14 protein-coding genes and 1 tRNA gene are annotated in these 13,491 nt (G+C 69.5%); 7 read left to right on the top strand and 8 right to left on the bottom strand.

Going from position 1 to position 13,491, the window contains the following annotated elements:
• Nucleotides 1–80: 80 nt before the first annotated feature.
• Together dapD and VPH46_RS01925 are read right to left on the bottom strand one after the other, a co-directional pair.
• A complete protein-coding gene (gene dapD, locus VPH46_RS01930; protein WP_416608426.1) occupies nt 81–902 on the bottom strand; it encodes a 2,3,4,5-tetrahydropyridine-2,6-dicarboxylate N-succinyltransferase in 822 nt (273 codons plus the stop codon).
• Nucleotides 899–1,564, bottom strand: a complete 666-nt coding sequence (locus tag VPH46_RS01925; RefSeq protein WP_416608424.1) for a pyrimidine 5'-nucleotidase — start codon at nt 1,562–1,564, stop codon at nt 899–901. The genes dapD and VPH46_RS01925 overlap by 4 nt, the downstream gene beginning before the upstream one ends.
• Nucleotides 1,565–1,659: 95 nt before the next feature.
• Here VPH46_RS01925 and VPH46_RS01920 point away from each other — a divergent pair, with 95 nt between their 5' ends.
• The 6 genes from VPH46_RS01920 to VPH46_RS01895 all read left to right on the top strand — a co-directional run bounded on the left by VPH46_RS01920 (nt 1,660) and on the right by VPH46_RS01895 (nt 4,854).
• Complete coding sequence (locus tag VPH46_RS01920; RefSeq protein ID WP_416608422.1) at nt 1,660–2,658, top strand: LLM class flavin-dependent oxidoreductase; 999 nt, start codon at nt 1,660–1,662, stop codon at nt 2,656–2,658.
• Between the two features lie 42 nt (nt 2,659–2,700).
• A tRNA-Val gene (locus VPH46_RS01915) sits at nt 2,701–2,776 on the top strand.
• Between the two features lie 82 nt (nt 2,777–2,858).
• Entirely contained in the window at nt 2,859–3,035 is a 177-nt protein-coding gene (locus VPH46_RS01910) for a hypothetical protein (RefSeq protein ID WP_416608420.1), read from the top strand.
• Between the two features lie 76 nt (nt 3,036–3,111).
• Nucleotides 3,112–3,909, top strand: a complete 798-nt coding sequence (locus VPH46_RS01905; protein WP_416608418.1) for an SDR family NAD(P)-dependent oxidoreductase — start codon at nt 3,112–3,114, stop codon at nt 3,907–3,909.
• A 13-nt stretch (nt 3,910–3,922) separates the two neighbouring features.
• On the top strand, nt 3,923–4,468 hold the full coding sequence (locus tag VPH46_RS01900) for a hypothetical protein (RefSeq protein ID WP_416608416.1): 546 nt from the start codon (nt 3,923–3,925) through the stop codon (nt 4,466–4,468).
• An 80-nt stretch (nt 4,469–4,548) separates the two neighbouring features.
• Nucleotides 4,549–4,854 (top strand): hypothetical protein, encoded by a 306-nt coding sequence (locus VPH46_RS01895; RefSeq protein WP_416608414.1) that lies wholly within the window; start codon nt 4,549–4,551, stop codon nt 4,852–4,854.
• A gap of 131 nt (nt 4,855–4,985) precedes the next feature.
• Here the strand turns inward: VPH46_RS01895 and VPH46_RS01890 are convergent, their stop codons facing one another.
• The 6 genes from VPH46_RS01890 to VPH46_RS01865 form a co-directional block, all read right to left on the bottom strand.
• A complete protein-coding gene (locus VPH46_RS01890) occupies nt 4,986–5,438 on the bottom strand; it encodes a hypothetical protein (protein ID WP_416608412.1) in 453 nt (150 codons plus the stop codon).
• Nucleotides 5,439–5,620: 182 nt separating this feature from the next.
• Nucleotides 5,621–6,943 (bottom strand): c-type cytochrome, encoded by a 1,323-nt coding sequence (locus VPH46_RS01885; RefSeq protein WP_416608410.1) that lies wholly within the window; start codon nt 6,941–6,943, stop codon nt 5,621–5,623.
• On the bottom strand, nt 6,940–9,279 hold the full coding sequence (locus VPH46_RS01880) for a molybdopterin cofactor-binding domain-containing protein (RefSeq protein ID WP_416608408.1): 2,340 nt from the start codon (nt 9,277–9,279) through the stop codon (nt 6,940–6,942). Before VPH46_RS01880 ends, VPH46_RS01885 begins: the two co-directional genes overlap by 4 nt.
• Nucleotides 9,279–9,746, bottom strand: coding sequence for a (2Fe-2S)-binding protein (locus VPH46_RS01875; protein WP_125961247.1), 468 nt, complete (start codon nt 9,744–9,746; stop codon nt 9,279–9,281). Before VPH46_RS01875 ends, VPH46_RS01880 begins: the two co-directional genes overlap by 1 nt.
• Nucleotides 9,747–9,833: 87 nt before the next feature.
• Entirely contained in the window at nt 9,834–10,331 is a 498-nt protein-coding gene (locus VPH46_RS01870) for a ferritin-like domain-containing protein (protein ID WP_125961343.1), read from the bottom strand.
• A 100-nt stretch (nt 10,332–10,431) separates the two neighbouring features.
• Entirely contained in the window at nt 10,432–12,108 is a 1,677-nt protein-coding gene (locus VPH46_RS01865; RefSeq protein ID WP_416608405.1) for a sulfatase-like hydrolase/transferase, read from the bottom strand.
• A gap of 329 nt (nt 12,109–12,437) precedes the next feature.
• Between VPH46_RS01865 and VPH46_RS01860 the strand changes: the two genes are divergently transcribed.
• Nucleotides 12,438–13,277, top strand: coding sequence for a hypothetical protein (locus VPH46_RS01860; RefSeq protein WP_416608404.1), 840 nt, complete (start codon nt 12,438–12,440; stop codon nt 13,275–13,277).
• Nucleotides 13,278–13,491: the final 214 nt, after the last annotated feature.

Genomic DNA, 13,491 nt, shown 5'->3' with positions numbered 1-13,491 from the left:
AAACGCCAGCGCTCGACGCCCTGGGCTCCCGCCTACGCGGGAGCACAAGTGTACGTCAGCTGCGCCTTAACGCCCGGCGATCAATCCCGCAGCAGCTCGTTGATCCCCGTCTTCGCGCGCGTGCTCTCGTCCACCCGCTTGATGATCACCGCGCAGTAGAGCGCCGGCTTGCCCTCGCCGCCGCCCAGCGACCCGGGCACCACCACCGCGTACGGCGGCACTTCGCCCATCGTCACTTCGCCGGTCGCGCGGTCGACGATCTTGGTCGACTTGCCCAGGTACACGCCCATCGACAGCACCGCGCCCTCGCCCACGCGCACACCCTCGGCCACTTCGGCGCGCGCGCCGATGAAGGCACCGTCGCCGATGATCACCGGGTCCGCCTGCAAGGGCTCCAGCACGCCGCCGATCCCCGCACCGCCCGACAGGTGCACGTTCTTGCCGATCTGCGCGCAGCTGCCGACCGTCGCCCAGGTGTCGACCATCGTCCCCTCGCCGACATAGGCGCCGATGTTGACGAAGCTCGGCATCAGGATCGCGCCCTTGCCGACGAACGCACCCTGGCGGACGACGCTGCCCGGCACCGCGCGGAAGCCGGCGTCGCGGAAGCGCGCCTCGTCCCAGCCCCGGAACTTCGACGGCACCTTGTCGAACCAGTTGGCGCCACCCGGCCCGTCCATCACCGCATTGTCGTTCAGCCGGAACGACAGCAGCACCGCCTTCTTCAGCCACTGGTTGACGCGCCAGCCGCCCTGGCCGTCCGGCTCGGCGACGCGCGCGGTGCCGGCATCGAGCTGCGCGAGCGCCTCGGTCACTGCCTCACGCACCGCACCGGTGGTGGAAAGGCCAAGCTCCGCGCGCGCGTCCCAGGCGGTGTCGATGGTGGTCATGAGGTCGGTCACGCGGGTGTCTCCAGGATGGTGTCGAGCCAGTCGCCCAGGTCGGCGACGGTATAGTCGATGAAACTGCGGTCGGCGCCCGGCCCCTGTTCGGAACCGTTGTCGATCCACACGGTGGTCATGCCGATCGCCTTGGCGGGCTTGAGATTGCGGGCAAGATCCTCGACGAACAGCGCCGTCGTCGGGTCGATCGCATAGGCGTCGCACAGCCCCTGATAGGCGACCGGATCGGGCTTGGGCCGGTATTGCGTGGCATGCACGTCGTGCACCGCCTCGAACGCGTCCGCCAGGCCGATGCGGTCCAGCACCCGCGCCGCATAGGTCGCGTCGCCGTTGGTGAAGACCAGCTTGCGCCCCGGCAGCGCCGCGATCCGCGCGGCGAGCCCTAAATCCTCCAGCACGTCCATCTCTACGTCGTGGACATAGTCGAGGAAGTGGTGCGGGTCGGTACCATGCTCGGCCATCAGCCCGGCGAGCGTCATGCCATGGGCATGGTAGTATTGCTTCTGCAGCGTGCGCGCCGCCGCCGGCTCCATCCCCAGATGCTCCGCGATATAGGCCGTCATTCGCGCGTCGATCGCCGGAAACAGGCTCACGCTCGCCGGATAGAGCGTGTTGTCCAGATCGAAGATCCAGGTGCGGATGGGGGCGAGCGCGGGGGTCATGGACGGCGCCCGTTTAGGCACCGGCCCTCCGCCGGGCAAGCCGCAGCATCGGCCGGATGGTTGGCGCGCGGCGCATGCGTCCCCATCTCTGGTCCATGACCGATTATTCGCTGCTCGACCTGGTTCCGATCGTCGCCGGGGGCGACGCGGGCACCGCCCTCGCCAACGCCGCCGATCTCGCCGCCCATGCCGAGGGACTCGGCTACAAGCGCTACTGGGTCGCCGAACACCATGGCATGCCCGGCATCGCCAGCGCCGCCACCGCCGTCGTGATCGGCCATGTCGCCGCCGCCACCCGCACCATCCGCGTGGGCGCAGGCGGCATCATGCTCCCCAACCACGCGCCCCTCACGATCGCCGAGCAGTTCGGCACCCTCGACGCGCTGTTCCCCGGCCGCATCGACCTGGGCCTCGGTCGCGCGCCCGGCTCCGACCAGCGCGTCGCCCGCGCGCTCCGCCGTACCCTAGACAGCGATCCCAACGCCTTCCCGCAGGACGTGATGGAGCTGCAAAGCTACTTCGCGGCCGACGGCCGCACCGGCATCGAGGCGGTTCCCGGCGGCGGCGCCAACGTGCCACTGTGGATCCTGGGCTCCAGCCTGTTCGGCGCGCAGCTCGCCGCCGCACTTGGCCTGCCCTATGCCTTTGCCTCGCACTTCGCGCCGGCAGCGCTCGACCAGGCGCTCGCCATCTACCGCCGCGACTTCCGCCCCTCGGCGCAGCTCGACAAGCCCTATGCGATGGCCGCGTTCAACGTGCTCGCCGCAGACACCGACGAGGAAGCCCGCTTCCTCGCCAGCTCGACCGAGCAGTCCTTCGTCGCCATCCGCACCGGCAATGCCATCCAGATGCCGCCGCCCGTCGCCAACTATCGCGACTCGATCGGCCCGCAGGGCTCCGCAATCCTCGACCAGGTGCTCGAATGCTCGGCGATCGGCGGCCCCGAGACCGTCGAGCGCGGCCTCGCCGCCTTCCTGGAGCGGACCAAGGTCGACGAGGTGATGATCACCGGCGCCATGTACGACCCCGCCGACCGCCGCCGCAGCACCCGCATCGCCGCAGAAGCGATGCAGCGCCTCAACGCCCGCGGCTGACCCTTGCAGCCGGCACGCCATTCGCGTACCGGCACGGCCACCGGGCGCTTAGCTCAGTTGGTAGAGCATCTCGTTTACACCGAGAGGGTCGGCGGTTCGAGCCCGTCAGCGCCCACCATGCGTCGATCCGGCGCATTCCCGGACCTTCCCGCGCCGCCGCACGGCTTGGCCGCGCTCCTTCCCCGGCCTATGCCCGGCGCATGATTGCGGTCGGATGCCTGTCGCTCGTCGTGCTGCCGCTGCTCGGGCTGGTGCTCGGCGGCCTCGTCGCGGGGCCGGATGGCGCGACCTGGGGAGCCGTCGCGGGGCTGGTCGTGGCGGTCGCGATCAGCGGCGTCATGGGCTATGCGCTGGTGAAGATCGGCCGCCGCCGCTAGCACCCGCCGACGGGGTGCGCAGCCTTTCGCCTCGTCGCCCGTTCCTGGATGCGCCCCGCATCAAGGAAGCCGATCGATGACAGACACCGCCCCCCGCCCCTTCGCCGTCGTGACCGGCGGCTCCAACGGCATCGGCCTCGAACTCGCCCGCCAGTTCGGCGAGAACGGCTACGACCTGCTGATCGCCGCGCAGGACGAGGCCCATCTGCGCGCCGCCGCGGCCGAACTCGCCGGCACCGGTGCGCGGGTCGACATCCATGCCGGCGATCTCGGCCAGGAACAGGCGGTCGACGCCCTGTATCGCGCCATCGTCGCCACCGGCCGCCCGGTCGACGTGCTGTGCGTCAACGCCGGCATTGGCCTGGGCGGCCCGTTCGTGGAGACCGACCTCCAGACCGAGCTCCAGATGATCGACCTCAACGTCCGCGGCGCGGTGCAGCTCACCAAGCTCGTGCTCAAGGACATGGTCGCGCGCGACAGCGGCAAGCTGCTCTTCACCTCCTCGATCTCCGCGACCATGCCCGATCCGTTCGAGGCGGTGTACGGCGGCACCAAGGTGTTCCTGCGTTGGTTCGGCGAGGCGCTGCGCAACGAGCTGAAGGATACCGGCATCACCGTCACCGTGCTGATGCCGAGCATGACGGAAACCAACTTCTTCCACCGCGCCGACATGGACGACACCCGCGCCGGTCAGGCGAACAAGGACGATCCTGCCGTCGTCGCCAAGGCGGGATTCGATGCGCTGATGGCCGGCAAGGACAAGGTGCTGCCGACGCTCAAGAACAAGGTGCTGGGCGCGATCGCCGACGCGCTGCCGGACCGGGCCGCCGCACAGGCCCATCGCGGCCTGTCGGAGCCGGGCTCCGCCGGCTGACCGCGGCGCGCCCATGGCCCGCGCCGCCAAGCTCAAGGTGTTCCGCACCCCCATCGGCTTCCACGACGCCTATGTCGCCGCGCCCAGCCAAAAGGCGGCGCTGGAAGCCTGGGGCAGCGACCACGACCTGTTCGCGCGCGGCGTCGCCGAACGGGTCGAGGATCCCGAGCTCACCCGCGAGCCGCTGGCGAACCCCGGCACCGTCATCCGCCGCCTGCGCGGCACCACCGCCGAGCAGATCGCCGCCCTGCCCAAGGACCCGCCCCGCCGGGCGCGCGCGGCGCCGGAGGCAGAAAAACCCTCCGGCGCGCCCAAGGCCAGGCCCAAGCCGAAGCCCAAGCCGGACCGCACGCCGCTGCACGAGGCGGAACAGGCACTCGCGGACGCGCAGGCCCGCCACGCCAAGGAGCAGGAAGCGCTCGCCCGGCGCGAAGCCGAGCTCGCGCGCGAACGCCGCGCCCTGGAAAAGCGCCAGGCGGCCGAGCAGGCACGGCTCGAACGCCTGCGCGACCAGGAACGCGATCGCTACGATCGCGCCATCCGCGACTGGCGCGGCTGACGCGCTTTTCGTCGGACAGCGGGGAACAGCACCGCCGCCGCGTGGTTGGTCTGCCGAAGATCGAAGTGGAGCGCACATCCGTGACCGACAAGAGAACCGGCATCCCCCTGGATCGCGAGGGCAATTCGGACCAGCAGGCGCAGGGCGTCTCGGGCTTCCGCGGCGAGCGCGGTGGCGATCCCTCGGCCGGGCATCCGGAACAGCGCCGCACCGTGCCGACCGAGGACGGCGCGATCGTGGTCGAGGAAAGCTCCGGCACCAGCTTCGCCGAGGCTCGCGGCACCGGCCAGCGCGCGCCGCAGGCACCGGAGGCGGGCACGCCCGAGACGGACGCACGCAACCTGCCGCCCGAAGCGCCGGAGGACGATCCCGACCGGATGGCCTGATCGGCGCTGCCGCGAAGAACACGCAATGCCGCGGAAGGCCTCGCTCTTCCCGGGCGAGTTACCCCTTTCGGCCCCCACCGAACCCCTCGGGCCAGCGCTTCTACCGAACGCGCTGGCCTTTTCTTTGTTCGTTACGGGCGCGGCCTCGAAGCATCTCCAGATGCCGGCGCGGTCGCTTGCTGCGCCGCCTGCGCACGCTCCGGGGACCGGCTCGACTGCGAGTAGATCTCCATGCTGAGGAATCCGGCAGCGGCACCGATCATCGCCATCGCGACCTGAACGTCCAACCTGCTGCGGCGCAGGACGGCCTTGCGATGGAAGATCCCGTCGATCAGCCGGACGTTGCCGCCGACCGCGGTCAGTGCCGCCAGCCCGAAGAAGACCACCGAGATCCAGACCGACCCCGGTGCCCCTTGGAGCAAGCTTCCGATCAGCGTGATGGCCAGTCCCGCTCCGGCCACGCTCACCGTCGCAAGCTGGTCCAGCAGCTTCGACTGGAGCTCATAGGCCAGGTCCGGCGACACCTCGGCCGGCCGTTCCTGGCTGACCTCCTCAGCCGATTCTCGATCCGATCGTCGAAGCAAGCGCCGCACCGTCTTCCCCCCAACCGCACGCAGACCGTCTGATCTATGGCCTGGGGTGGTCGATCCGTACAGATGCTGGGCTTCATCCTCGGCAAGAGCGAGCCGCGCCCCGCTCGAATCCTGCCTTCAGGGCCAAAGGGGGCAGGAACGAGCCCCACCCCCCTGATGCCCGCGTGGCGCCGCTATTCCCCCTCGCGCCGAGCCTTGGCCACGCGCTCGGGCGTCACGGTTGCCGCCTTGCCGCCGAAGTGGCGCAAAACATAGTTTGCCACCGCCGCGATCTCGGCATCGTTATAGGCGCGGCCGAACGAAGGCATCGACGCCCCGCCCTGCGGCGTCCGGATCTCCGATCCATGGAGGATCACCTGGACCAGGTTGGTCGCCTCGGGATCGTTCACCGTCTGCGCCCCGCGTAGTTCGCCATAGGGGCTGTGCGTCCCCGTACCGTCCCAGCCGTGGCAGCTGGCGCAGGCGCCTTCGAAGATGCGCAGCCCGACGGCGTCCGGGCCCACTTCCGCCCGCGCCGGCGCGAACGGGGTGGAGGCAGCCATCAGCGGCGGGTTCGGGTTGACCTTGGACCCCGGCGTGCCGGGCTTGGGCGGAATGGTCTTCAGATACACAGCCATCGCGCGCAGGTCCTGCGGCGTCAGCCGGCTGAGACTCAGGCTCACCGCCTCGCCCATCGATCCGGCCGCAGCCCCGCGGCCCGGCGTGTGCCCGGTCGCCAGGTAGCGCGTGATCTCCTCCACCGACCAGTCGCCGATCCCCGTCTCGGGATCGCTGGTGAGGTTGTACGCCTTCCACCCCTGGGTCGTCGCACCCGCGAACTTCTGCCCGCTCTTGAGGCCATACAGCAGGTTGCGCGGCGTGTGGCACTCGGCGCAGTGCCCGGCACCCTCCACCAGATAGGCGCCCCGGTTCCATTCGGCCGACTGGTTCGGGTCCGGCCGCAGCGGCTGCTTGGGCATGAACAGCAGCTTCCACGCGCGCATCAGATAGCGTTGGTTGAACGGGAAGGAGAGCTGGTTGACCGCCACCGCCTGGTTCACCGGCCGCAGCGTGTTGAGGTACGCGCGGATCGCGAGCACGTCGTCGGTGCTCATGTGGGTATAGGCGGTGTAGGGAAACGCCGGATACAGCTGCTGCCCGTCGTTGCGCACGCCGTGGCGTACCGCGCGCACGAACTCCGCATCGCTCCACGCGCCGATGCCGTTCTTGGGATCGGGCGTGATGTTCGACGAATAGATGGTGCCGAACGGCAGCTTGAACGCCAGGCCGCCGGCAAAGGGCTCGCCGTTCGGTGTCGAGTGGCAGGCGACGCAGTCCGCCGCGGTGGCGAGGTAGCGCCCCTTCTCCACCAGCGCGCGGCCGGTCGGCTGGGCGGGGCTCGGCGCCACCGCCTCCAGCTTGGCGGGCCAGGCGAAGAAGGCGATCGCCGCCACCAGCAGCAGGCCGGCGACGATCAGCGCGATCAGGCCGAAACGCCTGAGGCGAGAGCCCTTCATGCCGCGCCTCCCGTGTCGCTACCCCAGGCGAGCGCCGCCGCGCCCAGCCCGAGTGCCACCGCCGGCGGCGCGATCACGCGCTTGTGCGCGTCCTTCTCCATCAGCGCCGCGCGGTCGATCGGCAACCGCCGCAGCCGGATGCCGGTCGCCGCGAAGATCGCGTTGGCAAGCGCGGGCGCCGCCGACACGGTGCCCGCCTCGCCCACGCCACCGGGATCGTCGGTGCTCTGGACGATGTGCACCTCGAACGGCGGCGTCTCGTTGATGCGCAGCTGGCGATAGTCGTTGAAGTTGCTCTGCTCGACCTGACCTTCCTTGATGGTGATCGCGTTGTAGAGCGCGGCCGAGAGGCCGAACAGCACGCCGCCCTCGATCTGCGCCTGAACGCTGTTGGGGTTCACCACCTGGCCGCAGTCGATCACCGCCACCAGCCGGCGCAGCCGCACCTCGCCCGCCGGGGTCACATGCGCCTCGCACACCAAGGCCAGATGGCTGCCGAAGCTGTCGTGCAGCGATACCCCGCGCCCGGTACGCGGCGGCAGCGGTTTGCCCCAGCCGGCCCGGCGCGCCGCCATCTCCAGCACCCGGTGCGAGCGCGGATTGTCCTTCAACATCGCCAGCCGATATTCCACCGGATCGCGCCCCACCGAATGCGCGCATTCGTCCAGGAAGCTCTCCACCACATGGACGTTGTGGGCCGGGCCCACCCCGCGCCACCAGTTGACCTTGATCGGCGGGTCGCGCCGGATCCAGTCCACCCGCACCGCCGGGATCGAATAGGGCGTCCGGTCCGCGCCCTCGACCGCGTCGGTGTCGAGCGTTCCGTCCGGAAGGCCGGTCGGCAGGTAGCTGCCCAGCACCGATCCGCCGGTGATCCGGTCGGTCATCACCTTCACCAGCCCGTCCGGGCCGAGCCCCGCGGCAATGCGGTCGTAATAGGCCGGGCGAAACAGGTCGTGGCGGATGTCCTGCTCGCGCGTCTGCACCACCTTGAGCGGATAGGCCACCTGGCGCGCGAACTGCACCGCCTGGGTGACGCTCTCGGCCACCAGCCTCCGGCCGAAGCCGCCGCCGATCAGGTGGTTGTGCACCATCACCCGTTCGGGCGGGATGCCCAGCACCTTGGCGGCCGCCCCCTGCACCGCGGTCGGCGCCTGGGTGCCGACCCAGATGTCGCAGCCGTCGGGGCGCACATGCACCGTAGTGTTCATCGGCTCCATGGTGGCGTGCGCCAGGAACGGCAGCTCGTACACCGCCTCGACCCGGCTGTGCGCGTCGTCCATCGCCTTGTCGGCATCGCCCAGCTCGCGGCCCAGGATCGGCTTGCCGTTCTCGGACGCATGCTTCAGGTCGGCGAGGATCCGCTCGCTCGACACCTTCTCGTGGCCGGCGAAGTCCCAGCGCAGCTCCAGTTGCTCCAGCCCCTTCTTGGCCGCCCAGAAATGGTCGGCGACCACCGCCACCGCATTGTCGATGCGCAGCACGTCGACCACGCCCGGCACGCTGCGCGCGCCGCGGTCCTCCATCGACCGGAGCCGGCCGCCTTGGGCGGGGCAGATCTCCATCACCGCCACCTTCATGTCCGGCACCTTCACGTCGATGCCGAACACCGCCGTGCCGTTGACCTTGGACGGCGTGTCCACCCGCTGCAGCGATCGCCCGATCAGCTTGAACTGCCCCGGCTGCTTGAGCGGCACGTTCTTGGGCACCGGCTGGTTGCGCACCGCCTGCACCAGTGCGCCATAGGGCAGCGACTGGCCGTTGGCGCGGCAATAGACGCGGCCCTGGTCGGCAAAGCAGGTGTCGGGCGCGACGTTCCAGCGCTGGGCGGCGGCCGCGATCAACATGGTGCGCGCGGCCGCACCCGCCTGGCGCAGCGGGCCCCAGGCGCCGCGCGTCGAGGTCGATCCGCCGGTCGCCTGGCTCTTCAGGATCGGCTGGCTGTAGAGCAGCTCGTTGGGCGGGGCCGGCACCACCTCCACCTGCTCGAGCGTGACTTCCAGTTCCTCGGCCAGCAGCATCGCCTCGCCGGTGTAGATGCCCTGCCCCATCTCGGTCGACGGGATGATGAAGGTGATCTTGCCCTCGGGCGGAATGCGGATGAAGCCGCCCGGCGCAAAGCCGTCGAAGGCGGCGCCGCTTTCCGGCCCGCCGGGCGTGATCGCGCGCAGCGAGGGCTCCTCGCCCTGGCTCTGCGCGGCCGCCTTGCCCGCGCGCGCGAGCACCGCGAACCCGAACATGAACGTGCCCGCCTTCAGGAACCGGCGGCGTGAGGCGACGCTCAGGTCCTCGGGCTCCAGCACGCCATAGGCGGGCCGGCCGATCGGTCCGTGCATCAGACGGTCTCCGCCGGCAGCCCGGCCGCGCGCTTGATGGCGGCGCGGATGCGCGGATAGGTGGCGCAGCGGCAGATGTTGCCCGACATGGCCGCGTCGATCGCGGCATCGTCGGGCGCCGGGTTGCGCCCCAGCAGCGCCGCTGCCGACATGATCTGGCCCGATTGGCAATAGCCGCACTGGACGACCTCGACGCCCAGCCACGCCTCCTGCACCTTGCGGCCGATCTCGGTCTCGCCCACCGCCTCGACGGTTGTGACCGCCCGGTTGCCGACGGCGGAGACCGGCAGCACGCAGCTGCGCGCCGGCTTGCCGTCGACATGCACCGTGCAGGCGCCGCACTGGGCGATGCCGCAGCCGAACTTGGTGCCGGTCAGGCCGACCACGTCGCGCAGCACCCACAGCAGCGGCATGTCGGGCGGCACGTCGACCTCGCGGGCCTCGCCATTGATCAGGATCGTCGTCACTCGTGTCTCCGCATCGCGCCGCCTGTTCCGCGGCACGCAATGCGGCGAGCGCTACGCCCGCGCTTCCGCGCCGTGCAACAACCCAGGTCAGCCTTCCTGCAACGCCTCTTGGTTGATCTCGGCATCGGCGATCGCGGTCAGGTCCTCGTCGGTCTGCGACTCTTCCTGCAGCGTCTCGTCGAGCAGCGCCACGGCGTCCTTCAGGCCGAGCACGCCGGCCCAGCGCTTGAGCGTGCCATAGCGGGTGATCTCGTAATGCTCGACGGCCTGGGCCGCCGCCAGCAGCCCCGCGTCCAGCGCCGGAGTATCCTTATACTCCTCCATGATCTCCTCGCCCTCGGCCAGGATGCCCTCGATCGCGTCGCAGGTCTTGCCGCGCGGGGCCTTGCCGATGATCTCGAACACCTGCTGCAGGCGCTCGATCTGGCCTTCCGTCTGCTCCTTGTGCTTTTCAAACGCGGCCTTGAGCGCCTCCGACTGCGCCGCCCGCTTCATTTTGGGCAGCGACTTCAGGATCTTGCGCTCGGCGTAGTAGATGTCCTTGAGCGTGTCGTGAAACAGGGTGTCCAGGGTCTTTTGCGCCACGGCTTGGTCCTCCAGCTGGTCCGACTGAAACCGCACGGCCCCGGGAAGGTTCCTGCTCCCCCGCGCCCGGCGGTGATCCGCAGGCGGGGCACGGCAACCCTCACTCGATCACCAGCCGGACATCCCAGCTCTGCAGGCCGCTCATGGGCAGGAAGCTGCCGTCGTCGCGGCCGATCTCGCGCGCGATGATTGCGTTCAGCTTCGCGTTCAGCGCCTCGATCAGGTCCAGATGGGCGTCGCCGTCCGTCGCCAGGTTGTGCAGTTCGCCCGGGTCCTCGACCGTGTCGAACAGCTCCAGGTCGTTGTAGGACGTCAGCGCCTCGACCGTCTCCGGGAGATTGTGCTGCCGGAGCGAGAAGTAGCGCGCGAACTTGTACCGGCCGTCGTAGAGGCAGCGGATGCCGGACCGTTTGGTCAGGTCCATCGGCACCTTGCCGATCGCCAGCTGCTTCCCTTCTGCGGTCAGCGCGTCACTTCGCCGGATCGCCTGGACTTTCCCGAGGTAATCGCCGTCGGCATAGGTGAACATGCTGAAGCAATAGAGGCTGTCCGCCCGGATCGCGTCGACGGGCGCGGCTTCCGGTTGGGACAGGAGTGGAGAGAAATCCACGCCCTGCCGCTTGCCCAGGATGGCCTCGCGCTGCTCGGCGGCAAGGCCGGTCAGCGCCAGCAGCGTCGGCGCCACGTCCAGGTGGCAGGTCAGCGCCTCGCATGCCGATCCGCCCGGATAGGCCGGGTGCGCCACGATCATCGGCACGTTGATCTGCTCGCGGTACACCGACGATCCCTTGCCATGCATGCCGTGCGACCCGCCGAGTTCGCCGTGGTCGGAGGTGAAGACCACGATGGTGCTCTTCGTGAGCCCCAGGCTGTCGAGCTCGTCCAGCACGCGCGCGACGTGGCGGTCGCTGTCGCGGATGCAGTTGAAATAATAGTCCTGCAGCTTGCGCCAGCGGCGGTCCTCGTCCGCGGAGTCGCCGACCAGCGCCGCGCGGGCGCGCTGGTACTCCGCATGGGCCTGCGGACGGCCCGGCTCGTCGAATCGCTGGTGGCGGCTGGCGGGCAGCGGGACGTCGGCCCACTCCGCCCTGTAGAGTTCGTTCTCCGGCGGTTGCGCCGGGTTCATCGAGACGCCGCCCTCGTTGATCGCGCCCGTCCACTGGACCTGCTCGTCCGGCCGGTCGGTGTCGATGAACATGACGTCGTGCGGATTGACCAGGTTGAGCGCGAGGAACCAGTTGCGCCCTGCCCGGCGCAGCGTCTGGCCGGTGCCGCGAAGCCAGTTCACCGTCTGGGCGGCGATGATCTCGTCGTACAGATAGCCGCCTTGCGACCAGCCGATCGCATCGCCGATGCCGTGATAGTCGCTGAACCCGTACCGCTCCATCACCTGGGCAAGCCGGGGTTCGGTGTGGATCCCCCCTTCGAACGCGGCCGTCAGGTGCCATTTGCCCTTGTAGACGGCGTAATAGCCCGCCTGCCGCATCAGCGACCCCAGCGTGCCGAGCGCCGGATCGAGGTCGTTGGTCATCCACGGCAGGCCGAAGTTGTCGAACATGCCCGTCACCGGCATGTGCCACCCCGTATAGAGCACCGAGCGGGAGGACGTGCAGACGTTGGAGCAGTTCTGGTGCCGGTTGAAGCTGGTGCCCTCGCGGATCAGCCGCTCGCGCGCCGGCACGGGGAACGGATAGCGGCCGAAGTGCCGCTCCTGATCGACCACCACCAGCAGGATGTTGTAGCCACTGGGAGGGGAGGCGGGCGGATGGATCGTCATGGGCGCTCCGATGCGAGGGGCACGCTCCCGGCTGGCGGAGCGGCGCCCGGGGAAAGACAATCCACCGCAACCCGGCGCCTTCGTTCCGCCGCCTCGCCGGTGGTTTTTTGTGTACGACGCACGCCCCGGCCAGCCGAGGCGGCTGCCCCGCGCGACGGAGGCGGTGCGAAGCTGAAGCAGCGGGGCGGCCTCGGTTATCGGGCGTTTCCACCAAATGTCGGGCGAGCAACCCCCAGCTAGTCAGGCCGGAACGCGCCGCGATACACCCGATGCCGTCGGGGCCGGCGACCTGCGCCGCGCCTCTTCGACCCTGCGGGTGGAGTTGCATCGTGACGCTGCATTGCGCATCCTGGCTCGGTTCGATGGTCGCCGCCGCGGCGCTGGCGACGCTGGGCTGCACCGCGGCCCACGCGCAGGATCAGGACCAGGACCACCCCTCCACCGACATCGACGAACTGGCCCGCAGGGTCTCGAATCCCGCGTCCTTCATGATCAGCGTTCCGGTCCATTCGGAACTCAGCATCGGCGGCGACGAGACCGGCAACTCCCAGCACTATCTGCTGGACGTGGAGCCGGTGCTGCCGTTCCGGCTGACTGCGGACTGGAACCTCATCTCGCACACCGACTTCCCGCTCGCCTATGCCGATCCGGCGGGGCCGCGCGGGGGCGTCTTCGGGCTCGGCGACATCAACCAGACGATCTCCTTCACGCCGGCGAACCACAAGGGATTCATCTGGGCGGTCGGCCCGCAGGTCAGCCTGCCCACCGCCACCAGCAGCAAGCTCGGCTCGGGCAAGCTTGCGATGGGGCCGTCGGTATTGCTGCTGAGGCAGAGCGCGACGATGACCTTCGGCCTCTCCGCCGATCACCTCTGGTCGGTCGCGGGCAAGGACGACCGCGAGGATATCAGCGCCACCGAAGTGCAGCCCTTCGTCGCCTGGCACATCGGGCAAGGCCGCACGATCTCGACCAACGTCGACGTCGGCTACGACTGGAAACACAAGCAGTGGGAGCTGCCGGTCTCGCTTTCCTATTCCAAGGTGCTGAAGATCGGCGAGCAGGCGCTGAGCATGTCGATCGGCGGCAAATACTGGCTGGAAAGCCCGACGGGCGGATCCGATTTCGGCCTGAGGATCGGCGCCGTCCTGCTGTTTCCTCAGAAACGCTGAGCCAGGCCGGCCGGCCAGGTGAGCCGGACTCGCCCAGAAGAACAGCCGGTCCTCCGGAGAGTATGCCAGGGGCCCGAAGCCGGACCTTCCCGGACGCACGTAGCGCGGGAAGAGTGGTGCCAGAAGAGGACTCGATATCGCCATCTATCCCGTTGATAAATAACATGAATTTCGCTTCGGAGAAGCGCTTGGCCCCCGAAATGGCCCCCAGCAG

The sequence above is a fragment of the Sphingomonas sp. MJ1 (PH-R8) genome (assembly GCF_048058635.1).
Classification (GTDB): domain Bacteria; phylum Pseudomonadota; class Alphaproteobacteria; order Sphingomonadales; family Sphingomonadaceae; genus Sphingomonas.
Note: the sequence above shows the minus strand (reverse complement) of the source record. Positions and strands in the feature narration are given on the sequence as shown.